We start from the raw sequence: 23,921 nt of genomic DNA, 5'->3' as shown, positions 1-23,921 counted from the left end.
TTGCGCACAATGCGGAAGTTGGCATTTAGAGATTTATTCTGAATTTTTTTTGAATGTTTTGATCTAGAGCGGACATGGCTGTAGAACAACATTACACGAGTAGCTTCCTAATAACTGACTTTTATTGTGAGTATTGCCATTTGTTTATTATTTTGTCTATTTGCCCATTTTTTTTCATGTCAGTAATTGATTGTCGTATTGTTTTAATTATTTCAGGCGATGTTTTTTTATTACATGCTAAATAATAATCTAATGGTTGTTCATTTATCTGGAAAACGTTTTCAAATGAATGAGGATCAAGTTTGTCATATTGTGAGCGAGGTTCAACGGTATTAGCATCCACTAAGATAAAATGTATACCTTTGCGCAGAGATAACAATTTAAACAAAGAAAAAGTATCATTAAGTACATATAAATTAACTCCTTCTTGAAACCCTTCACTCAATAAAAATTGGTGTGTTACATCATCACGAATCACTGCTGTATTATATTTTTTCGCATCATCTAGCGAAGTGATAGTCAAATTCTGACTTTTTAAAGCAATAAGGGAAGCATTTCGTTTAGCAATCGTATGTACCCAAATAAACTTATCTTCTCTCTCAGAGGTTCTAGCCATTGAATATATACACGTGTTTTCTTTTTTAAGTGCCATATTGTAAGAGCGAGACCATGGGAAGACTTTAATATCATACGAATACGGCGTATTTGAGAATGCTGTAACAATAATTTGTGTTGCGAAACCCTGTATTTCAGTCGGTGTGGATATTTGAAAAGGAGGTAAGTGCTCTGTCACAATATTTACATGAGGGGAGTTGTCATTATATTGCGCTTCAGATAATGAACATACAAAAGAGAGTAATAATATTAAAGGGCTAATGATTTTTTTTAGATTAACTATCAATAGTTGCTACATCCTGAAGTTACGCCTCATATGATATACACACTATAATAGGTTTAAATTTATTTATTAACAGATAAACCAAAAAATATTTTATCTCACTTTTATCTGCTACTTTAGAAAGATTAATCTTAATCTTTTTTGGCGGTTTGTTCAGTGTAAGTGCGAAGAGTTATCTACAATCATTATTAAGTAATAGCTCGAATAAACGCTCTTCTTTATCTTCTTAGCCCACTAAGTAATCATTAAAGCCATTTATCCTAATGGCTTTAATGTTAGAGCACTTGCCATTTAACAGTCGATTATTAACGGTGGAGAAGCGCTTTAAATCATCATAATTTTAAACGTGCTTTTAAGACTTTGCTATATAAAATATAATGTTACAGGTCTCTTATTTCATTGAAATAATCACGCCTTTACAGTATACGAAAGAATTAGTAGACTAAAAATCAATCAATTAAAAATAAAGGGATTAATTATAATGAAGAATTGGATGCTGATATCTATTTATCTACTGTTTGTTAGCTTGAATACAAGTGCTCTTGAAAATAACACTGATCTAAACGTAGGAATTAAAGCAGAAACAAAGGCGAATATTCTGTCTATGCAGACAATTGAAGCTGTACTTAATGATGATAAAAGAACGAAGCCTGATTATCTTAAAGACGAGCATAGGAAGCCTACAGAAATATTAACTTTTTTTAATGTTACCCCTGAAACTGTTGTTCTTGATGTATTGGCAGGTAGCGGTTATTACTCAGAAATACTCTCTGGGGTTGTGGGTTCTAAAGGTAAAGTTATTATCCATAATGATAAACATTTTTTAAAATATTATGGTAAAAGTTTATCTGAACGTTTAGGTAACGGGGAGCGTTTAGCGAATACTAAACGAATAGATATCTCTCTGAATAACTTAGAGTTAGAAGAAAATAGCATTGATACAATACTATTAATTTTGGGGTACCATGACTTTTATTATGTGATGGATGGAGCTGAAAAAATAGCCGTTGAAAAAGTATTATCTAACTTTAGAAGGTTTTTAAAGCCAAACGGTATTATAGGTATAATAGATCATGAAGCAGTAAAAGGTGCACCTAGCAATGTTGGCAATACTTTGCACCGCATTGATCCTCAAATTGTTAAAAGTGAAATGTCTGATGCTGGGTTTGTCTTCGATGGTGAATTAGATATTTTAAAAAATACCCGTGACGATAAATCTAAGAAAATCTGGGATATCCCTAATAGTAATACCAGTAGGTTTGTATTACGTTTTAAAAACCTAAAATAGGGTAAGGTTAAACGGCATCTAAGACGTTAACGATATAGCGTTGGCGTTTGTTCGTTCTTCAATATTCGGATAAAAAATTAGCTCGCTATTGACCTCATCGGTTTAACATCAATTCGAAGCAATGATGGTGTTTTACCCGATAATACGAGCTAACAACAACTTTTCAAGAATTAACTCTAAGCTTTTGACACACTCAGAAAATAATCTCACATAAATTGATACTTCGCTTCTGCTCCTAAGACCAATATCCTATAATACGTAGTCATCATTGTTGAGGCTTAAATGACAAATAAACAACTTTTACCCCTACTGATTTTAATGGTTATTTTTAGCCCATTAGCGATAGATATATTTTTACCCGCTTTGCCCATGATGGCGAAAGAATTTTTTGTGCCTATGACACAAATGCAGTGGAGTATAACGATATTTATTTTAAGCATGGGATTTGGCCAGCTAATCAGTGGTCCACTGGCTGATCGGTATGGGCGTCGACCTATCGCGATTGGCGGGGTAATCATTTATGGCTTAGCTTCTATCATGTCTGCTTATTCCGATAGTTTAACGCTTTTTCTTATGAGTCGTTTAATACAAGGCTTTGGTGCCTGTGCAATCGTTGTGGCGGCTTTTGCCAGTGTGCGTGATAAATATAATGCGATTGAGAGTGGTGTTATGTACTCTTATTTAAATAGCGCTATATGTTGTATTCCAGCACTTGCACCCTTATTAGGCAATGTATTAACAGAGTATTTTGGTTGGCGTAGTAATTTTGAATTTATGGCGGGATACGCTATTTTTGCAGGTTTAATTTTATTCTTTACCCTTAAAGAAACAAGACCTGAGCACACAGAAAAATATAAGAATCTTATTTCTATTGATCACTTTATGCCTGTATTGAAACACCCGGTATTTTTGTTTAATGCTTTGGTTGTTATGTTAGCTATGGCAATTATTATTGCATATGTGAGTAGCTCTCCTGCATGGTTAATGGTGACATTAGGTTTAGATCAGCAGAGCTTTGTGTATTGGTTTAGCGTAAACGCAGCGATTAACATTGTTGCTTGTTTTCAGGCTCCTCAGATTCTAGTAAAGTTTGGTGCAAGGGTGACAATAGGCTTTGGTATGGTTTTACTGATCTTTGCTGGCTTGTTAATGTTAGCCTTGTTAGCTTGGCAAACGCCTGTCGCTTTTATGCTACCCATAATGATTAGTTCACTTGGTTTTTCGTTGCTTATGGGAGCTTGTGCAGGACAAGCGCTTGCGCCTTTTGGTAAAAAAGCGGGTTCAGCTTCAGCCCTATTAGGATTTATACAAATGAGTGGTTCGGCGGTTATTGTTTACTGCTTACAATTGTTGCCACTAAATGAAGCTGAGCAGTTGGCTTTACTGATGCTAACTATCATTCCGGTCTATGTGATATGGAAATTACCACAAGTGAAACGACATATTATGCTAGATAATTATTAAACTTATTATTTTTTTAGGTGATAAAATACCAGGATTAATGAAAATGTGAATATTCGAATATTCACGTTTTATAGATATTTAATTATGCTTGAAGTGCTATTGATGCCATTTCCATTGTGCTTTCAAATGATTCTGCGCCCGCAATAAATAAACCATTATGACAAAACATTGCATCATCAATGCCCGTTACTGCTTTAAGTGCATCATCAGATAAGCCCGCCCATTCTTTAGGCAATGGTTTTCTATCTTCAAATGACCCCGGTTCAACAGGCACAGTTTGAATTCTCCATTGGCCAGATTGAGAAGGGTAAATCATATATAAAGCTTGATCAGATAAAGCGTGAACTGTTCTTTTCCATGGCGTATATTTCTCTAACACAATCACTCTTGGATCTTTTGCATCATCAATAGCTTTAGCGACAATTTCTTTTGCACTAATTCCGCCATTTGCAGAGGCTATAAATCGTGTTAGAACACGTGCTGCAAAATCAACAGCTTCATTAAAACAAGTGTCAAAGTGACTTTCTTCTTGCCAAGTAGGGTTAAACATTGAAATAGTTTGGCTCAGGCTAATACCTTGGTTTATGCCTTTAGTCACACCTTCAGCATAACCACAATCAATAGCATCAATTGTTGATACTAAACCTGCATCAACAGAGTTAGCGACTTCTTGATTACCTTGGCATATTTCAAGACCATATTTTTGCCAAATCAAACCAAATGAAGAATAAGGAATACCATTTTCTCTTTCACCGGCTCCACCACGTTGATGATGGTCAAAACGGCCGTCATCTGCGTTATATTCGCCACCTACATCAATCACAATATCTGCCTGGCCGATAAGCTCTAAATTACGGGTGCGTATGAGTTTAAAAGAAGGAAAGATGTTTTTTAGTGCAGCGATGCTGAAGACGTCATCTGCATGAAAATTACCGTTGTGAGTTGCTATAGTTATATCATTCATGTTTTTTTATATCATTTTAGAAAGGAATAAGAAGGTGTAGCTAGTTAATTTTACTCTTTTAGACTTGCCAATAAGGGAAGACGTTAATAAGTAGAAATTATACTGCGGATTCTATACGAAGATAGTGAACAACAACAGCGGGTTTTTAATAACGACAATATCAAGACGTAAAGCTCAGTAAAGGGTAATAATATAATGGGGTAAGATGAAGGGCGAAAAATAATGTAATTAACAGCTATACGTTAGCTATATTGACTGCCTAGGGATTTATTAAAACGCTTCATCTTCACTATAAACGTTAACATCAAGGTCACCATCCATACTTTCAGAAACTAAAAAATTAATGGGTTTACAGCATACTTGGCAATCTTCAATGTACTGTTGATTTATGTCGGCTGAATCGATGAGCACTTTAATTGTTTCGCCACAGTAAGGGCACCCAATGTGTTTTTTTGTTAATTGATGCAATTTTTAGGTTTTCCTATTTTTATAAAGCATGTCGATGCAAAGCCATACTCAAGCACCGCACTAGGCTATGCTTGAGTCGTGACGATTAACCAAAGTGATTAAAAACGATTTTATTACCATCTAAATCACGAAAATAAGCGCCATAAAACACGTCAGGAATACGCTGTCCTGGTTCACCGTCGCAGGTTGCACCTAAAGCGATGGCTTTATGGTACATTTCATTACATTGTTCTTTAGAACCGGGAGCAATAGCGAGCATATTACCGTTTCCACAGTTTTGAGGTGCTTCGTTATAGGGAGTACAAATAGCAAGCATGGGTTCTTTCATACTTTTACCAATAAATATAATACGCTCCATTTTTATTAGTGTTTTTGCACCCATAGGGGCTAATAGTTCATTATAAAAGGCTTCTGATTTGTCTAAATCGGTTACACCGATGGTTGCATAGCTAAGCATAGATATTCCTCTTTTATTTTGATTTATGTAAAGTACAGCGTTGGCCTTAATAGGCTCGTAAACCACTAGTAGATGTTGCGATTTAAGTCTTTAATTTTTAAACTAGCATAAGCTAATTATTCTAAAAATATACTACTATTCTCGTTTAGGCGAAACTTTTATTACACCTAAGGTCAGTCTCATACTGGTGTGGTCATCGTAAGTAAGTATATTTATTTGTACTTAGCAATAATGTTTTCAATACGTTTATCGTTTGTAACAACGCTTTATTTAACCTTGTTAAATGTTCTCTTTTGTTTGGTGTTGACGTATCATAACTTCTACAGAGCTTACTACGTCTCCAACAACAATATCTCTTAAAGCTTGAACATGTCTTTTCATATATCCTATCAAGGATTTACTGGTAAAAATTTGGTCAATGCGTTTAGCCAACAATCACTTCCTCAACATTTTCATAGGCAATGGAATACAAACCTATTTTTTGAATTACTGCGCGAAGTAGAGTTAATTCCAGGTTCAATATAAACACGGGCAAGGTCAAATTCAAGCATAGCTCTAGCGGCAGGTATTATAACCATTATAAAAGTATCGCCGGTAACTTCTCCTATTTGATGAAATATGTCGGCAAATATGCCTGATATTGTAGCCTTGCCTTGTTGACCTACTGTAGAGATATTGTGTGGAGGATTGGCAGGATCGTAAGAAATTACCTTGTAGGTATTAGCGATGAGTGGCGATGATGTGGTAAGAAGGATATTAACAAAGCATAACTTTATTTTACAAGTTATAGTCATTTTACTTTCTTTTCAATCGGTGATCTTACAATAAACATAGCAGAATATAGCTAGTCGAGGGAATAAATCTCATGGTGAAATTATAAATATTTAATGGGCTTTAATCCTGCTAAGTTAGTGGTGCTATGGCAGACAGCTTAATCGTTATAAGGTGAACTGATTAAAATGTATCGCCAAAGGGATACTGCGAAATAATAGTAATCTTCGCTAAAGGGATACTGCGAAATAATAGTAATCTTCGCTAAAGCTTAGCTAATATAGCCATACTTTCAAATTATCATTTTTTAAGTACTTGAAATAATGATAAAATATATAAGGAATAAACTTTGCAAGATAGGCTTTTTATTTAATAAATAATGAGACAACCTAGCCATGAATATAAACCTGTGGGTATTTTTAAGTATCGCTGTGATTTTTTTAGTGAGTTTTTTAATTATTTTGGTGTTAAGTACCAATAAAAAGAAGATAAAAGCATTAGAAGTCGAAGCGTTGACATTAGAAAAAGCTAATTTAGAGACAGAAGTCGCGGCAGCGGTTAATAAAACACTGGGTGACCAATTAAGTCGAATAGAGGTATTGGAAGCTATCGTTACCGATAAAAACTACAACCTAAACGAAAAAATAACTCGATTATAAATAGTAATACGATTAATTTTGTCTACAACATTAATCGTATAAAATATTGATATATTAACGGTTAAGACAGACTGACCAGCAGATAAAATAGGCGATCAGCTAATCGCCATAGAAGGATACAAATTTCTGGCTGTTGGTATACTAAACTAAACCATTAATGAGTAAGCCCAAAGGGAGTCATTGCATTTAATACTTCTTCATATGGATATTCAAAATATTCGCTGATTTTGTTGCTAGAATAAAATCTTTGGTTAATCTTTTAGGCCAATTTTTGCTAATAAAACCATCATAGGGCACCATTTAGTAAATGATGACTGTATTAAGTTGACCGCAATAAAAGCAGTAAACCATAACCAGTTTATTGATAATGTTACGGTTAAAATAAGTGAAATAAGTATCATTGTGCCTGCTATTAGTCTTAATGCATCGTTCTTAGTCATGGTAACTCCGTGAGATTGGCATGGTTAAATTAGTGTTATATTAGATTTTGTTAAATTAGCAAATACTAATATTGCTTATTGACAGGTCTTCTATTAATAGTGATTTAACATTTATATTAAACGATATCGATAGTTCTTAAATATAGAGTACACAGATACTCTAATAATAAGCTTAACTTGCTATGATTTTGATAAATGTATAACCAAGTTTATTGAGAAACAATTAATCACAGTGAGTGACTTTTTATGTCACTGCTAATTTGAGTCACACCCGTAATATAAAGTCTCGTTTTTTCGATAACGGGTGCAGTAATTGACAGGAATTTAACCAAAGGATTGTATGTAAAAATGGCAAATATAAAATTTCAGGTACTCACCTTTTACCCACTGAACAAAATGGCATTACCTTCTTTAGCGTTACCAATAGTTTCTTTAAAACAAATTGTTGGGCAATAATAAATGAATATTAAAGCCATTTATCGTTCTAGTACTTTCTTTTTTTGTTTGGTTATATTTTTTATCAGTAATGTTGTTGCGGTAGAGTTACCCGTTGAAGCATTTAGTCGATTGCCAAGTATTAAATCACCAGCGTTATCTCCAGATGGAAGTAAAATTGCTTATCTGAAAAATGTAGAAAATCCAGATTTAACACTCCTTATTTATATTGATTTAAAGAGCGGTGAGTTTAAGACCTTACTTCAGACAGATAATCTGATTAATCAAATAAGGTGGTTCAAATGGGCCAATAATGAAACCGTATTACTGGCGGCAAAATTCTCTAGACACATGAATACAGAAAAAGTTGATCATACTCAGTTGTTAGCGATTGATGTTGGCGCTGAACAAACAAAACAACGAAGATTAATCAATGCATCAACGATTTATAGTAGGCGACACTATTCTCAACATGAAGATAAGGTGATTGATTTATTACGCGATGACCCCACGCATATACTTATTGCTCTCGATGCTGAAAATGCAAATTTACTTAGCGTATTTAAACTCAATATAAATACTGCTAAGGCTAATAAAGTAGAAAACCATAAATTAAAAATTAGACAATGGATGACCGATCAGCAGGGCTTTGTTAGGTTAGGCCGTGCTTTAAACTATAAAACAGGAGCAGCCAAAATATTTGTCCGTAAGGGTGATAACCAAAACTGGCAGATTTTATTTCAATATAACAGCTTGGAAGATGCCCCGGTAACTGCGCTTGGTTTTGATAAAAACCCTAATATTCTTTATTACACTCAATACAATAATGATAAAAAAGCGCTTTATAAGGTTGACCTAAGTACTGATATTCATCAATTAGTTTTTGCTGATAAAGATTATGATGTTGATGGCGCACTTATTTATTCAAAAAAAACTCGTAGTGTAATTGGTATTCACCATATAAGTGGTAATATTTATTGGGATGAAAGTCGTAAGAGCCTTCAACAAAGGTTAGATACAGCGCGACCTAAAACAACAAATTATCTTGTTGACTTTAGTGAAGATGAATATGTTTATATTTTCTATGTTGAGAATGATTACACGCCAGGTATTTATTATTTAGCCAATAGAAAAACCGGTAAAGTAAATCGTTTGATGACTCAATATCCGGCACTTAAAGGTGCTAATTTAACCGCGCATAAACTTGTTAAATACACAGCTGCGGATGGAACAACGATAGAGGGTTTTCTTAGCTTACCAACTGGCAGTGAAGGGCCAATCGCAACTATATTATTTCCACACGGTGGTCCAGGAGCTCGTGATAGTAATGGTTTTGATTATTGGAGCTCATTTTTTGTTAATAGGGGATATGCAGTATTTCGACCTAACTTTCGTGGGTCATCTGGTTACGGTTATGAATTTTCTCAAAGCCAAATGAAAAACTGGGGCTTGATTATGCAAGATGATTTAACTGATGCCACAAACTGGTTGGTTACAGAAAAAATTGCTGATCCAAAGCGTATCTGTATTGTTGGTGGAAGTTATGGTGGTTATGCGGCGGCCATGGCAGCGGTAAAAACACCTGACTTATTTCGGTGCGCCGTCAGTTTTGCCGGAGTGAGCGACCTTCGAAATATTGTTTTTAAGAGTCGTTACTACACGAATAAGAAATTTGTAGAACACCAAATGGGTAAAGATGTTGACAACTTGATCGCCCGTTCACCCTTTTATCAGGCAAAGCGAATTAATATACCTATGTTATTACTCCATGGTGCCAGCGATACCGTGGTTAATGTTCGTCAAAGCCAAAGATTTTACCAGAAGCTATTAGACTTAAATAAGCCAGTTGAATATATTGAATTGGCAGACGGCGACCACTATTTGTCTATTCAGCGTAATCGACACAAAGCTTTTACAGCCATTGACGAATTTTTGAAACAACATTTAGTCAGCCCAAAGTGATGATGTATTCTTAATATAAAATAGGCAAAAGAGCTTAATTATGAAAATTTTATTTTTGGCTAATAAAGATTTAGCGAGTAATTTTGCACTGAATAAACTGCTACCAGAGGCCTGTAAACACCATGAGGTTCATCTGTGGTTATCAGCTAAAGTAGGCAAAAGCAATGTGATACCAACGCCATTAAAGACGCTAAAGTTTTTCGAGCAAGACTTGTTTAACCAACTGCTAAGTCCGCTAATTCCTAAGATTAAAAGTACTAACAATACCTATAAAACTTTTGATGGCTTTAGCGTCTTTTTAAATTCAGCGATTCGAGATGTCAAGCAAATTAATTCGCCTGAGATGATTAATGGTTTGAACGAGTTGGCGCCCGCACTTATTGTTTCGATACGCTTTGGTGGCATTCTAAAAGAAAAGGTTATTAATATTCCTACCAAAGGCATTATTAATCTGCATTCTGGCATATTACCTAAGTATAAAGGCGTGATGGCGACGTTTTGGGCAATGAAAAATAACGACAATAAAATAGGTACTACACTGCACACCATTGACGATGGTTCGATAGATGCAGGACAAATAATCAAGACTTCTAACGCACGAGTTAATAGAGAGAAAGCTTATTTATGGCATGTGCTTGAGCTTTATAAGCAAGGTGCAACCGATATATTAGCGGCTATTGAAACACTTGAAAATGACGAGTTACTTTGTTCTCAGCCACAAGAAAAGAGTGCTAGCTATTTTACCTTTCCAAATAAAAATTAATGTCTAGACTTTGAACAAAGTGGTTTTAAAATCATTGATGAGCAAGAGTATATTGAATTTATACAACAATATTATCTGTAAGTATAAATTTTAGTTTGACTAATATATTGTTGAACCGTTGAACCGTTGAACCGTTGAACCGTTGAACCGTTGAACCGTTGAACCCATTAAACCCAACGATTAATTTCATCTTCATTATTGCTGGTTGTTTATGAGTTATATACCAACTTTATACTGGGTTGTTGTTGTAAATAAAAAGGGGTGAGCATTATAATAATGCCCCCCCTTTAATTTTTACCATTAATATAATCGCTAATTTATGAGGTTCTAAGGATTATAAACAACATCCAAGCTTACACCACTAGCAGCTGAATAGCCGTAAATACCGATATGCCAAGTGTCTGCTACAGGGCTGGTAAATGAACAGGCTTCATTATTGCCACCTTTGTAAGGGCGACAATCATAAGTTGATGACGTTGGCTGTGCGCCACGTCGAATATATAAATCAGCATCACCAGAACCACCACTCATCGTGAAGTCTACTGTTGCCATGCCAGCTGGTACGTCAATGGTGTAATAAGTCCATGCTTGACGAGCGACACTAATATCCGTTAAAGATGCACTGCCACCTGTGGCTCCACCACCTGTTGCTGGTTCGGTAAAGCTACCGGTTAAGTTAACATCAGTGAAGGCTGAGTAGGCAACAATTTTCACATAATAAGTGCCCGCTTGTGCTGTACTAATAGGACAACTTTCTGAGTTACCACCTGCATAAGGACGACAATCATAGCTAGAACTTGTGGGTGCCGAGCCAAATTTAACGTATAAATCAGCATCACCAGTTCCACCAGCCATCGTAAAGTTTAGGTCTGTTGCACCCGCTGGAACTTCCATCGTAAAGCTAAGTTCAGCACTTGAAGCTAAGCCAGTTTTGGTCGTGCCATTACTTAATACATCATCACCAGTTGGTGGCGGTGGTGGTGTTACACTTCCACCACAAGTTGCGGCTAATGCATCAGACGCTGCTTTAGCTTGTACTAAGCCAAAACCTGTCTTGTCATCGCGACCCGCAACATCAAGATCAATAGCCGTTGATTTTAAAGCGCTTCGTACTTCATCAGCGTTACAATCAATGTTGTTACTCCAAACTATTGCGGCAACACCGGCAACATGAGGTGTTGCCATTGAAGTACCATTATAATAAGCATAGTTTTGCGAGCCGTTAACCGTTAACGTGGCTGCACTACCTAACTGCGTTAATAACTGTTGACCTAGAGCACGACTAACCGAAACACTAGGCACTGAAACAGCGTTAGTAGAATCAACTAAGAATGGATTTTGTAAGCCAGGACGAGTACTGTCACTATAAACAATAACGCCAGAGGCACCTGCATCAGCACAAGCTTTAGCTGGGTTTATTTCGGGGTAATTACTGCCTTTTTGGTTGCCATTACGTTCTGCTAAACAAATATTGCCAGCAACATTACTACAGCTATAGCTACTGCCTGAAAGTGTACAACTTGCTAATACACCGTTTGCACTGCTATCAACATTACTTACGATGAAGCTACCACCACTTTCAATGTAATGAGTTTGTGGCACAATATCATTAGCATAAGTTGTTGAACCTAAGTTAATAAAGCCTAAGCGACCATCGCCAGCAACGGTTGATAAAACAGCTTCACCTGGCGCAGATATTTCAACTTGGCTAGTGTATTGAGAAAACTCAGCATGTTGATTGTTGCTATCAAGTGCGCCAACAGCCATAACAGCATTATAAGAAGCAGGGTAAGATAATGTGGTATTGCCATCGTTACCTGAAGCGGCAACTAATAATACGCCAGAATCCGCAGCAGATTGTAATGCGTTTTTCTCAGTAACACTTGAACCTGCACCACCTAAACTCATGTTAATAACTTTTGCGCCATTATTTACACAAGTATCAACTGCATCACTTAACTCGCCAACATAACCCCAGCCAGCTTCATTAAATACTTTAACAATATGAAGATTTACATTGGTGTTTGGCATAATACCAACAACACCTTCACTGTTATTAACACCAGCAATAGTACCGGCTACATGAGTGCCGTGAGACCCCCCGTTTTGATACCAATTCCCTGTCCCTGAGTTATTGGTACCTGAAGCATTGTTAGCATTTAAATCAGGGTTTGCCTGTTCATAACCAGAATCAATAATACACACGGTCATATTTGCGCCGTCGTTATCAGTTAATTGGTCTGATTGTGTTTGTGCTATACCCCAAGGTTGATTTTGCGCCATTAAAAAGCGTTTGTAATCAGGTTCAATGAACTCAATTGACGAATCTTTTTTCATGCGGTTGATCATGGTTTTCACATCTTTAATGTTCTTTTCTTTACCAAAAGAAATAATGTGATGACCATTTTTCAAAATCTTTTCGTGCTTTAACGATAAGCCTGCTTTTTTGGCTAATCCTGGAGGAATTGCTTTTCCGTTCTTCTTGTTTTTATATTTAACAATTAAACGATCAGTAAAATCCTGCTTTTCGAGCATTTGTTGTGCACGCCAATCAGCAAAACTTAATGTTGTTGATTGGGCAGATTCCATTCCGCTTTTATTTACTTTATTAATTTTAGCTTGGCTCGCATAACTTGCCGCACTAGTTACGGTTAGAATAGATAAGGCTACTGCACTGAGTGCAAGGCGTTTGTTATTTCTCATCTGATATAAACTCCATCGTTTATTTTTACGTTTAATTTGAACGTTTGCCTAGGCTACCTTCAACGTATTTTATTATGTATTGCTTTAATAGGTGAAAACCCACTGCAAAAATAATGGCTTGTTTGCACTATTTTAACTAGCAAATCACAGACTTTTTTTCATAATAAAGCGACAGGTTTGTTTTTGTTTTTGTCATTATCTGCATGAAATAATACGTTTTATTTTTATTTTGTCGTGCGTGTTCGAAAAGCTGTCGTTATTTTGCTAGGGAATATTTTCTGACTTGATATTATCGAATTATGCAAGATGCACGATACTGATTTAACAAAGATAAATAAGTCATCATCAAGATAGTAAGGACTGCTCAATAAAATAAAACATAACGTTGATCATAAAAATAATATAAACAACGTCCCTATAGATAAGAGAGAGTGGAACATATGAAAGCTTCTAAATTTACGACATCAATTATTGCCTTAGCCGTTACCGCAGCATTTTCAGCACAAGCTGCCGATGATCGATATATTATTAAAGTAGACGACAGTAAAAAAGGCCTTGTTAAAGCACTCGCTAAAAAATTAGGCGGCGAATTAAAAGTTGACGGCAAAGGTTTTATCGCAGCTTCATTCGCCGGTAAGGACCTAAACCAAGTTAAAGGTTTATTAAATAACCCACATATTCAAATGATCGAAGAAGATCAACGTCGTGTGCCACTTTCTGTATATAGTGATACCGTAGGCAACCCTGCGACAACTCAACTTACCCCTTATGCGGTTGTTCAATCTCAAGCTGACCAAGTTAACTTTAATGCTGGCGCAGGTATGAAGGTATGTGTCATCGATTCAGGCTTAGATCGCTCTAACCAAGATTTCATTTGGAACAACATTACAGGTACTAATGATTCAGGCACAGGTAACTGGGATGAAAACGGTGGCCCGCACGGGACTCACGTAGCTGGGACCATTGGTGCTGCAGACAACGGTTTTGGTGTTGTTGGTATGGCACCTGGCGTTGATATGCACATTGTTAAAGTATTTAACGAAGCAGGTTGGGGATATTCTTCTGACTTAGCTTATGCAGCAAACATTTGTTCTGGCGCTGGCGCGAATATTATCAGCATGAGTTTGGGTGGCGGTGGTGCAAACAGCACTGAAGAAAACGCCTTTAAAGCATTTACAGAATCTGGTGGTTTAGTTGTAGCGGCTGCAGGTAACGATGGTAACAATGTTCGTTCATTCCCAGCAGGTTACTCTTCAGTAATGATGATTGGTGCTAATGACAACAATAATGCTATTGCTGATTTCTCGCAATTTCCGAGCTGTACGTCGACAACGACAACAGGTAAAGGTAAAAATCGCACAACAACAACAACAACAGACGAGACTATTTGTGTTGAAGTAACCGCTGGCGGCGTTGATACATTATCGACTTACCCTGCAGGCATGGCGACCAGTGCTTCAATGAGTGCTGATGGGGTAGCTTTTGCTTCATCTTCTATGGAGAACGCGGGTTCAGCTTCTGGCAATACTTTTTACATGGGCACTGCAGAATCAACAAATTCAGGCGCAAATGGCAATATCTGTCTAATTGACCGTGGTGTAATTTCTTTCCACGACAAAGTACAAAACTGTCAAAACTCAGGTGGTGTTGGTGCAATGATCATTAACAATGAAGCGGGCATGTTATACGCTACATTAGGTGATGCAAACGCGACAACTATTCCTGCAATTGGCGCAGCTTATGAAGACCGTTTGGCATTATTAGCCGCTTCTTCTGCTGAGATTAACATTGGAGCTAGCGATTACGGTTTCATGAGTGGTACTTCAATGGCAACACCAGCAGTATCTGGTATGGCTGCTTTAGTATGGTCTAATCATAACGGCTGTACGGGTACAGAAATTCGTGATGCACTAAAATCAACAGCTGAAGATAACGGCACAGCAGGTCACGATGACTACTTTGGTCACGGTATCGTTAAAGCAAAAGCGGCTACTGATTACTTAACTGCTAATGGTTGTGGTGGTGGCGTTGTTACCCCTCCTCCAGTAGAAGGTGGCGATATTATTGCTGACGCATCAGCATACAAGGCTAAAGGTAAAAATAAAGTTGACGTAACTTGGTCAGGTGCAGTTACTTCAAGTGTCGATATTATCCGTAATGGTTCTTTAAGAATAACAACGGCCAATGATGGTGCTTATACCGACAGCTTTAGAACTTCTGGTTCGTTTACATATAAAGTATGTGATCAAGGAACTAGTAATTGTTCTACGGAAACCACCGTTAATTTTTAGATTTATACGTTTTAGTACAAGGAAGTAGTCTCATTAACTAGTTGATATCCAGTTCATTATTTGAGCTGGATATTTTTATTTTAGCAATTATTAATAGCTTTTAGTTATATTGATATACTCACAAGTTATTATAGGTTGGGTCTTGTTTAGTTTATGTTCACAGTCAATGTGTATTTTGTAACTGATGATTAAAAATTGTTTAAATGTACAATTGTTTAAATATAAATTACAAACATAAAGTTAAATTACCCTGACGTTTTTAAAAGATGTAACGGGAAAAGGGGATAAACATTTTGAATATTTCTGTAAAAAACATTATAAAACCACTCTCACTTTTAGGTCTTATCAGCGTAACTGTTTGGCTGATCCATACAACAATTAATAAAAATGTAGATGCACAAAAGCAATCGTACATTATTTCTTCAAATAACTATCAATTATTGCAAACAGAATTAGCAACGCTAAACGTTCAACCAACGCATCAATTAGCTATTATCAATGCTGTTGCTGTGTCCCTTAATATTAAACAGTTAGCTCAGTTGCATGCACAGTTAGACATTCAGGTTACTGAAAATTATAAAGTAGAAATCTCAGGTGGTAAAGCCTGGGGGAAGCGAAAGTGGCAGCCAAAATCTGTTGTGAATGATTTGATTGAAGCCTCTGCTGCTCATTCGGCCTACAACTTTGGTGATGGTGTAACTATTGGCTTTTTAGATACCGGCCTAGATCAGTTACAAGGAACATCTTCTGGTTTAGGTTTATCGACTGATTTATTCGGCAAAGATAAGTTCTGGGGCACTTATGATGCGATTAATAACAACATCAGCAATTATAGTAATGAAGAAAGTGGCCACGGTACGCATGTCGCCAGTATTGCTGGCAATGCAGACTATGACGTTTACGGTAAAGTTTATGGTGTTGCGCCGAATGCTGCCTTAGTTGGAATTAAAGCGTTTGATGCCGAAGGCAAGGCAACCTATGCCGATGTTATTCGAGGCATTGATTGGGCCCTACAAGTTAAAGACCAAATTAATTTAAGAGTATTGAACATGTCGTTCAGTGGTCCTGTTCGTTCATTCTATTGGGAAGACCCGTTAAACCAAGCAGTAATGAAAGCATGGCAAGCAGGTATTGTTGTTGTTGCTTCTGCCGGCAACAGTGGCCCTGACCCTATGACAATTGGCGTTCCAGGTAATGTACCTTATATAATTACCGTTGGTGCAATGACTGATAATTACACTGCTGATTATGCAGCTGACGACAAAGTAGCTAGTTTTAGTGCGGCAGGCCCGACAGTCGAAGGATTTGTTAAACCAGAAATTGTCGCGCCAGGCGGTCATTTATCTGGTTTAATGGCTTTTGATACGCAAATAGTTCAGGAACATCCAGAATTTCATGACGGCGGACGATATTTTGAAATGTCAGGCACATCGCAAGCTGCTGGCGTAGTGTCTGGTGTAGTGGCTTTGATGTTGACACAAGATCCAACGTTAACTCCTGACGAAGTGAAGTGTCGCTTAATGGACAGTGCGCATACCGCATTCGATAATAACGGTGAACTTGCTTATAGCGTGTTTCAACAAGGTTCAGGCGTGGTTAATGTGGCGGATGCATTAGCGAGTAATGCTTCAGCATGTGCGAATCAAGCATTAGATATTGCACAAGACATCGCGGGTAATGAACACTATTCAGGGCCTGCCAACATAAACTCAGACGGTAATTTTTATATCGAAGGATTGGGAGAGGATTATGTTTGGAAACTCAATGAAGGTACAGTAGACGGTAGTGCGGTATTGTGGAAGGTAAATTATGGCTCAGATAATCAATATTGGAAAAATACAGCATCAACTGATGCAGTACTTTGGAAAGTTGATTTCGAAACAGATGCTGTGCTTTGGAAAGTCAACCTTGAGTCAGATGCAGTGCTTTGGAAAGTCAATTTTGAAACTGATGCAGTGCTTTGGAAAGTAAACCTGGATGGAATTGACCACGCCACCATCGGTGTAAATCAGTGGGTAGAACAACAATAGCTCTTTGACAGCAGCCACTGTAATCATTCAGTGGCTTGTTCTTTTGTTCTATTATTAACTTTATAGTGCAATGCCTAGCTCCCCTAAAGTGAATAACTTTATGAAAAACTACTTAATCTTCTTCTTCATTTTCTTCATTTTCTTCGTTAGCTCTTCTATTTTTGCCAAAGAAGTCAAATTATTTAAAAATTTTGGTGTCGACAATCCGATGTCCTACCAGTTTGTTAGAACTATTGCGCAAGATGATAATGGTTTTATGTGGTTTGGATCCCATGAAGGATTGCATCGGTTTGATGGTTATCAATTTTTAAGTTTTCATCATAATGATGATAGGGCTAATTCGTTGAGCTCAGACGCTATCAGTCGAATTTTTATCGATTCAAAACAACAGTTTTGGATTGGAACCACAGGCGGCGGACTCAATTTATATCGAGAACAGTCTGAAGATTTTTTTCATATTACGACTGAAACCAAAGATATTGCATTAAGCAATGACGTGATTAATACCTTATTTGAAGATTCTGAAGGAAAGCTATGGATAGGCACTGAAAGTGGCATTAATATTTTGTCGAAACACCAAGGGAAATGGGAAGTAAAGCACATACTCCAAGAGCTCGGTAATCCGAATAGTTTAACTCACAATACAGTGCACGAAATCATTGAAACCAAAGATAATAAAGTTTGGGTAGCGACGAATGGCGGCGGTATATCTGTCTTTAATTTACAAGGCGATTTTATTCAAACGGTAAAGATTGGCGATAAAGGAACAAGTGTTTATATTAGTAAATTTGTTAATTCCTTACATCAAGATGCGTTAGGAAATGTTTGGATTGGAACCGCTGAGAATGGCTTAATAAAATATGATACGAAAAACGGGCAATATACTCATTATGTTTATGATGAAAATGACGTTTCGACTATCGCTAGTAATACAATTAAAACGATTTATCAGGATTCCCATCATCAGTTATGGATAGCAACCGATAAAGGCCTGTTGATTTACAACGAATTAACAAATGATTTCAAACGGTATACACATGAAGGAAATAATCAGCGAAGCTTAAGCAGTAACTTTATATTATCAGTGTTTGAAGACAAAAATAATATGATTTGGATAGGTACTCTAACAGGCGTCAATAGCTGGGATCCTCGTATGGCGACATTCAGTCAACATAGTGCGCAGACTAACGAGAATATAATTAATAGTAACGTAACTAGTTTTGCGCAGTTTAAAAACGGTATGGTTCTTTTTAGTACATATAGTGGGGGAATCTACCAATTCTCAGTGAATAATATTGAAATTTCTAGGCTAGATTTAAATGAATACTTTTCTGACCTGAGGATTATGACCTTATTAGCTGACCCTGACAGTGATACTCTTTGGGTGGGCACGCGTGGATCTGGTTTATTCAAAATCGATTTAAAGTCAAAAAATATTATTAAATATCAACATGAAGTGAATGATTTTCGTTCCATCTCCGCTAATAGTATTACCGATATTATTAAAGATCAGCAGGGTAATATATGGGTATCTACTTTTCAACAAGGGCTGAATAAGTTAAATGCTGATGGTGGTTTTACTCGGTTTACGAAAAACGACAGTGCATCTAAGCAAAGTATTAGTAGTAACCATATTTTGCATATTTTAGAGGATCATAATGGGTATTTATGGATTGCTACCTATGGAGGTGGTTTAAATCGTTTTGATCCTAAATCTGAAACCTTCATTCATATTATGCACGACAAACATGTATCAAAAAGTCTTTCAAACGATATTACTCTGTTTATGTTATTAGACAAGTATAAAAATCTTTGGGTGGGAACTCAGGGAACAGGCCTCGATATTTTGAGTTACGAAGACATGAAAAATGAGAACTTCTCATTTAATCATTTAGGTTCAAAAGATGGGATGAAAAGCCTTACTGTTTATGGAATAGTTGAGGATATTCATGAAGATATCTGGTTAAGTACAAGTGAGGGCATTTCTCGATACTCTCCAGATAATTCGGAGTTTAAGCACTTTGACCTGACTCATGGCTTAATAGACCTTGAATATAATCACAGTGCTGTTTTTTTAGGGGCAAACAATACATTGTATTTTGGTTCAGGCAAAGGCATGAGCACTATTAACCCAGAAAAAATTAATACTAGCTTGTCCGTTCCAGAAGTACGATTAACCAGTATATTAAAGCTGAATGAACCTATGCCTCTCGGCAGTAATTTATCTAACTTAAGCCAATTGGAATTTGATTACAGTGATCAGCTAATTTCCTTTGAATATGTCGGTTTAAACTATGCAAACCCCGAGTCAACCCTTTATAAGTATCGCTTGTTAGGCTTTGATGAGGAGTGGATAGCTGCAGGGAAGTCACGTCGAGCCACTTATACCAATTTACCTGCAGGCAGTTATACACTGCAAATTATTGCTGGAAATAACGACAACGTATGGAGTAAACCTGGGATATCACTTGATATTTTAGTTAAACCAGCACCTTGGAATACTTGGTGGGCTTACTTGTTATATGCAATAGCCATTGCGACAACGTTATTAGTCTACTCGCGCTTTTTGAATCGCAAACTATTGATTGAACAACAACAAAAATCTTACCTTAAAGAGCAGGTCAAAGAGAAAACGCAAAAATTACAATCGCAAAATAGCGAACTTGAACATGCTAATATACTACTTGAAAAGTCGGCAACGGTAGATAAGGTCACTGGTGTACGAAGTCGCCGCTATCTTGATATTTATATTGAGCAAACTAGCCAGTTGATGAATCAAATTCATCAGAATATTCTACCAGTACATCGAGGCACCTTACCCCGTTTATACGTCTTAATGGTTCAGGTCAATGAGCTGAATAATGTTAGCAATAGCCAACTGATTAACATTACTGATTTATTACTCTTTAGCAGAAATACCGATGACCTAGTTGTTCGTTGGTCCGATGATACCTTTGCTGTTATTGGTTATGAAAAAGACAACAATGCTGGTGAGTTAGCAGCGCGGTTAGCAAGTAAATTTGAAAAACAATTCGACGATAAAATTTCCATGAATATTGCTTATTCTTTTTATCCATTTAATAGAGAGCAAGCTATGGAAATATCGTGGGATCAAGTCAGCGTGATGATTGAACTTGGCTTAACATTAACAAGCGAAGAGCCAGCGATTGCTTGGCTTGGCTTATGTGAACCTAAGATACAACCCTTTAGCTACTTAGCAGTGATTCAAGGCGCTGATCTAGCGACACTTAAGCATAACATCCAAGTTAAGCAAGGTTAGCCTGAGTAGCTTTTTGGTTAGCTTTTAATAAATTGTTGTTGATATTGTTTTGGGGTGCAGTTAAACGACTCTTTAAAGCATCGACCAAAATATGTTTGTGAAGAAAAACCAACATCTAAGGCTATTCTGCCAATTTTAGAACCATTTTGTAGCAATATCTGTGCTTTTGCTAGACGGAACTCTTTAATGAAGTTATTAGGTGTTGTGCCCAGTGTTACTTTCATTTTTCGCTGCAGTTGGCGTTCACTCATCGCCATATTACTGGCTAGATCTTGAATACCTAAATCAGTTTCCAAGTACATCTTAGCAACAATGGTTTCTAGCTTTTCTATAAACTTTTCATCAACGGATAAGATAGCACTTTCGCTTGGAGTTAACTGCGACACTTTTTTTACGCTACTTTCTTTTTGTTGTTCTTTTTGATGGTCACGAAATTTATGTAAATAGTTCTGCTGGAGTAATTTACGATTTTCAATCAAATTTTCAATACGTATTAATAATTCCTGCTGGTTGAAAGGTTTACTTAAATACTCATCTGCTTGTAAATTTAGGCCGTGAAGGCGACTATCTAAGTCTGAACGGGCGGTAAGCAAAATAACGGGAATATGAGAAGTAAGTTCATTTTCTTTTAATTGTTTAAGTACTTCGAAGCCATCAATGCCCGTTAGCATTATATCGCATACGATAAGGTCTGGTATATATTCCTCGGCAATAAGCAGTCCTTGTTCGCCGCTCATTGCTAATAAACAATGATGTTGCTGTTCAACCACACGTTTTATGTGATTTTGCATATCGAGATTATCTTCAATAACTAACACGACATTATGTAAATGATTTTTTGTTTTAGTTTTATTATTATTTTGTTCTAACAGCAATGATGATACCTCACTTTGAGATACACTCATTGGCACTTGAGTTTCTATTTCGACAGCGGTAGCTAAAGGGATAGATAGAGAAAACTTACTGCCTTTATTGTATTCACTGACTAAATTGATACGCCAGTTATGCGCTTTTACCAATTCATTAACTAAAGATAAACCAATACCTACACCAAAAACAGCATGGTTTTTTTCATCATCAGCTCTTTGAAAGCGTTCAAAGATTTTACTTTGTGATGCTTGATTAATACCTATGCCGGTATCTGTAATCTCTAAAATAACATTATCTTGATCAACATAAGCACTGATCTTGATGCTACCGCCAGCAGGGGTATATTTAATCGCATTAGCAAGTAAGTTGAAGATGATTTTTTCAAAACCCTGAGCGTCACATTCTAGCCAAAGATCATCAGATATATCAGTATCAAAGCGTAAATCATTTTGTTTAGCTAAGCGTGAAAATGAATCAATTGGCATAGCCATTAACTGGCTTAATCGATAAGTAGACAATGAAAGCTTAGGGTTGTCAGTAAGGCGTGAAAGTTCTAATAGTTGTTCAACCATACGAACTAAACGCAAACCATTACGCTTGGCGGTAGTAAGTTCCAGCCCCTCTTCTTTACTGTGAGCTTTGAGTAGATATTGGTCTAAAATGCCATTAATAATTGTCAATGGTGTCCTAAACTCATGGGAAATGTTCGCAATAAACTTATCTTTTAAATCTAACATCTGCTTTTCAGCTAACTTTCGTGAAGTTAAATTAATAAAGGTAATAACAATAAGGGGTTGTTCTTCGCGGTCTGCCCACTGCAATTCAACCTGAACTGGGAATTCAGTACCATCGGCACGTCGAGCTGCACACTCTACTGAAATACCAATATCTTTACGTTGTAAGGCGTATACATTACTTTTGAAGCCAAAAAAGTAATGCATAGTATCTTCTGCAGAAAAAAGTGCACTAACATTCTTGCCTTTCAATTCATGTTCTAAACTTTGGAACAATTGAACCGCGGCAGGGTTTGACGATAATATTTCGCCGCCCGTTGATGTAGTCAAAATAGCATTATTAGAGGCTCGGACAATAGCTTTGTCTTCACTATTAAGAATTGAGCTGAGTAATTTATGGTTTGTCTGTATTAAGGCTTTTTGTTCTTGTTGTTGAGTGAAAGCGTTTTCCTTGAATTCAAGCGTGTTTTTTCTTTTATTGTAAGCAATAAGAATGACTAAAATAAAAGCAATAACGCCCCAAATACCAATAACAAAAGACTGCCAGAAAGAATTTGTAATGTAGTACGCCCCAATTTCTAAACCAACGATATGAATGCTAAAAATAATACTCACCAGCAATAAAATGTAAAATTCGGGAAAGGTATCTTTTGAAATAGGTTTAGTCGGTCTTTGATTGTTTAATGATGCACTTGCGGCAAAAATAAGACCACAGTAAGGGATTAACGCTATTAAGTTGTTCGTATAATTGTCTTTATAGAGGGCTTGCTCTTGAAGAAGAAAATAACTATTAGTGTTATCAGCGAACAAAGCTAATGAGGCAATGGCGAGTGGCCAATAAATAGCGTGCCAAAACTTTTCACGACAAAAAATAACACAGCTCATTAGCCTGATAAAAATGAGGCCAGAAATAGTGATATGAAATAATAATGACGGTAATAACCTGTGATCTAACGCTTTTGAAAACTCTTCTGGCAGTAATACGAAATAACAAAAACAAGTGACTGTAAAAAATAGTGCTGGCACTCGACCCGCAATGTATTTGTTGAGTGGCGTTTCGCTGAGATGCGGGTTGGTTTCTATAGCCAGTAAGATAAAAAAGTAACTGAACAAAGAGAAGAAATCTTGCAGGATCGGGGGGGTGTTTATGTAGTCACCGGCAAAGATAACACCCGAAATAAAATCAACGATAATAGCGAGAGAGAAAAACTGCCAGAACAATTTTAATGAACGTGATCTGGTCTGTAAATAGCTATAAAAAACAAAGAATACTGCGGTAGCCTGTAATAATATAGTAGGAAGCGATAGCAAAAGAGCAGAGGAAATATCAAGCGTGCTGGTGATCGTTGTATAGGGTAATAAGGTTAAAATTATAGTAATAAATAAAAGTGTTTTTTTATTAAAATATAGCAATGATGTGATCCAATATTAAAGTGATGTTTGT

The 23,921-nt window shown here is 36.6% G+C and carries 17 protein-coding genes; 8 read left to right on the top strand and 9 right to left on the bottom strand.

The features are described from left to right. Window positions 1–121: 121 nt before the first annotated feature. Window positions 122–901, bottom strand: coding sequence for an ABC transporter substrate-binding protein (locus tag H4J73_RS12180; RefSeq protein WP_182223751.1), 780 nt, complete (start codon window positions 899–901; stop codon window positions 122–124). Between the two features lie 478 nt (window positions 902–1,379). Here H4J73_RS12180 and H4J73_RS12175 point away from each other — a divergent pair, with 478 nt between their 5' ends. Together H4J73_RS12175 and H4J73_RS12170 are read left to right on the top strand one after the other, a co-directional pair. After that, complete coding sequence (locus H4J73_RS12175; protein WP_182223750.1) at window positions 1,380–2,186, top strand: class I SAM-dependent methyltransferase; 807 nt, start codon at window positions 1,380–1,382, stop codon at window positions 2,184–2,186. 282 nt (window positions 2,187–2,468) lie between these two features. After that, window positions 2,469–3,650 carry a multidrug effflux MFS transporter gene (locus H4J73_RS12170; RefSeq protein WP_182223749.1) on the top strand — a complete coding sequence of 394 codons (1,182 nt, stop codon included), beginning with the start codon at window positions 2,469–2,471 and terminating at the stop codon, window positions 3,648–3,650. Between the two features lie 82 nt (window positions 3,651–3,732). On the opposite strand, the gene H4J73_RS12165 is transcribed toward H4J73_RS12170, so the two are convergent. The 5 genes from H4J73_RS12165 to H4J73_RS12145 all read right to left on the bottom strand — a co-directional run bounded on the left by H4J73_RS12165 (window position 3,733) and on the right by H4J73_RS12145 (window position 6,333). Beyond that, the gene (locus tag H4J73_RS12165; protein ID WP_182182265.1) at window positions 3,733–4,614 is read right to left on the bottom strand and encodes an MYG1 family protein; all 882 of its coding nucleotides are present in this window, start codon (window positions 4,612–4,614) and stop codon (window positions 3,733–3,735) included. Window positions 4,615–4,884: 270 nt separating this feature from the next. Continuing rightward, window positions 4,885–5,082, bottom strand: a complete 198-nt coding sequence (locus H4J73_RS12160) for a CPXCG motif-containing cysteine-rich protein (protein ID WP_182182264.1) — start codon at window positions 5,080–5,082, stop codon at window positions 4,885–4,887. Between the two features lie 85 nt (window positions 5,083–5,167). Further along, the gene (locus tag H4J73_RS12155) at window positions 5,168–5,539 is read right to left on the bottom strand and encodes a VOC family protein (RefSeq protein ID WP_182182263.1); all 372 of its coding nucleotides are present in this window, start codon (window positions 5,537–5,539) and stop codon (window positions 5,168–5,170) included. 279 nt (window positions 5,540–5,818) lie between these two features. Then, the gene (locus H4J73_RS12150; protein ID WP_182182262.1) at window positions 5,819–5,971 is read right to left on the bottom strand and encodes a hypothetical protein; all 153 of its coding nucleotides are present in this window, start codon (window positions 5,969–5,971) and stop codon (window positions 5,819–5,821) included. Between the two features lie 20 nt (window positions 5,972–5,991). Then, window positions 5,992–6,333 (bottom strand): hypothetical protein, encoded by a 342-nt coding sequence (locus H4J73_RS12145; protein WP_182182261.1) that lies wholly within the window; start codon window positions 6,331–6,333, stop codon window positions 5,992–5,994. Between the two features lie 372 nt (window positions 6,334–6,705). Between H4J73_RS12145 and H4J73_RS12140 the strand changes: the two genes are divergently transcribed. After that, complete coding sequence (locus H4J73_RS12140) at window positions 6,706–6,969, top strand: hypothetical protein (RefSeq protein WP_182223748.1); 264 nt, start codon at window positions 6,706–6,708, stop codon at window positions 6,967–6,969. A gap of 251 nt (window positions 6,970–7,220) precedes the next feature. Here H4J73_RS12140 and H4J73_RS12135 read toward each other — a convergent pair whose 3' ends face one another. Further along, on the bottom strand, window positions 7,221–7,409 hold the full coding sequence (locus H4J73_RS12135; RefSeq protein ID WP_182182259.1) for a DUF2892 domain-containing protein: 189 nt from the start codon (window positions 7,407–7,409) through the stop codon (window positions 7,221–7,223). A 459-nt stretch (window positions 7,410–7,868) separates the two neighbouring features. Between H4J73_RS12135 and H4J73_RS12130 the strand changes: the two genes are divergently transcribed. Together H4J73_RS12130 and H4J73_RS12125 are read left to right on the top strand one after the other, a co-directional pair. Next, on the top strand, window positions 7,869–9,806 hold the full coding sequence (locus tag H4J73_RS12130; RefSeq protein ID WP_182223747.1) for a S9 family peptidase: 1,938 nt from the start codon (window positions 7,869–7,871) through the stop codon (window positions 9,804–9,806). A 40-nt stretch (window positions 9,807–9,846) separates the two neighbouring features. Continuing rightward, window positions 9,847–10,569 carry a formyl transferase gene (locus H4J73_RS12125; protein WP_182223746.1) on the top strand — a complete coding sequence of 241 codons (723 nt, stop codon included), beginning with the start codon at window positions 9,847–9,849 and terminating at the stop codon, window positions 10,567–10,569. A gap of 327 nt (window positions 10,570–10,896) precedes the next feature. Here H4J73_RS12125 and H4J73_RS12120 read toward each other — a convergent pair whose 3' ends face one another. Further along, window positions 10,897–13,272 (bottom strand): S8 family serine peptidase, encoded by a 2,376-nt coding sequence (locus H4J73_RS12120; RefSeq protein ID WP_182223745.1) that lies wholly within the window; start codon window positions 13,270–13,272, stop codon window positions 10,897–10,899. A 440-nt stretch (window positions 13,273–13,712) separates the two neighbouring features. Between H4J73_RS12120 and H4J73_RS12115 the strand changes: the two genes are divergently transcribed. The 3 genes from H4J73_RS12115 (at window position 13,713) to H4J73_RS12105 (ending at window position 20,873) form a co-directional block, all read left to right on the top strand. Beyond that, window positions 13,713–15,563: a S8 family serine peptidase gene (locus tag H4J73_RS12115; protein WP_182182255.1), complete on the top strand. Its 1,851-nt coding sequence runs from the start codon at window positions 13,713–13,715 to the stop codon at window positions 15,561–15,563. Window positions 15,564–15,856: 293 nt separating this feature from the next. Beyond that, the gene (locus H4J73_RS12110) at window positions 15,857–17,593 is read left to right on the top strand and encodes a S8 family peptidase (RefSeq protein WP_220460678.1); all 1,737 of its coding nucleotides are present in this window, start codon (window positions 15,857–15,859) and stop codon (window positions 17,591–17,593) included. Between the two features lie 100 nt (window positions 17,594–17,693). Beyond that, on the top strand, window positions 17,694–20,873 hold the full coding sequence (locus tag H4J73_RS12105; RefSeq protein WP_182182254.1) for a two-component regulator propeller domain-containing protein: 3,180 nt from the start codon (window positions 17,694–17,696) through the stop codon (window positions 20,871–20,873). Window positions 20,874–20,890: 17 nt separating this feature from the next. Here H4J73_RS12105 and H4J73_RS12100 read toward each other — a convergent pair whose 3' ends face one another. Then, window positions 20,891–23,890 carry an ATP-binding protein gene (locus H4J73_RS12100; protein WP_220460677.1) on the bottom strand — a complete coding sequence of 1,000 codons (3,000 nt, stop codon included), beginning with the start codon at window positions 23,888–23,890 and terminating at the stop codon, window positions 20,891–20,893. Between the last annotated feature and the right edge of the window lie 31 nt (window positions 23,891–23,921).

It is taken from the genome of Colwellia sp. MB3u-41 (genome assembly GCF_014076845.1).
Taxonomy (GTDB): Bacteria; Pseudomonadota; Gammaproteobacteria; order Enterobacterales; family Alteromonadaceae; genus Colwellia_A.
The sequence above is the reverse complement of the archived record's forward strand: the minus strand, read 5'-3'. Positions and strand labels throughout refer to the sequence as shown.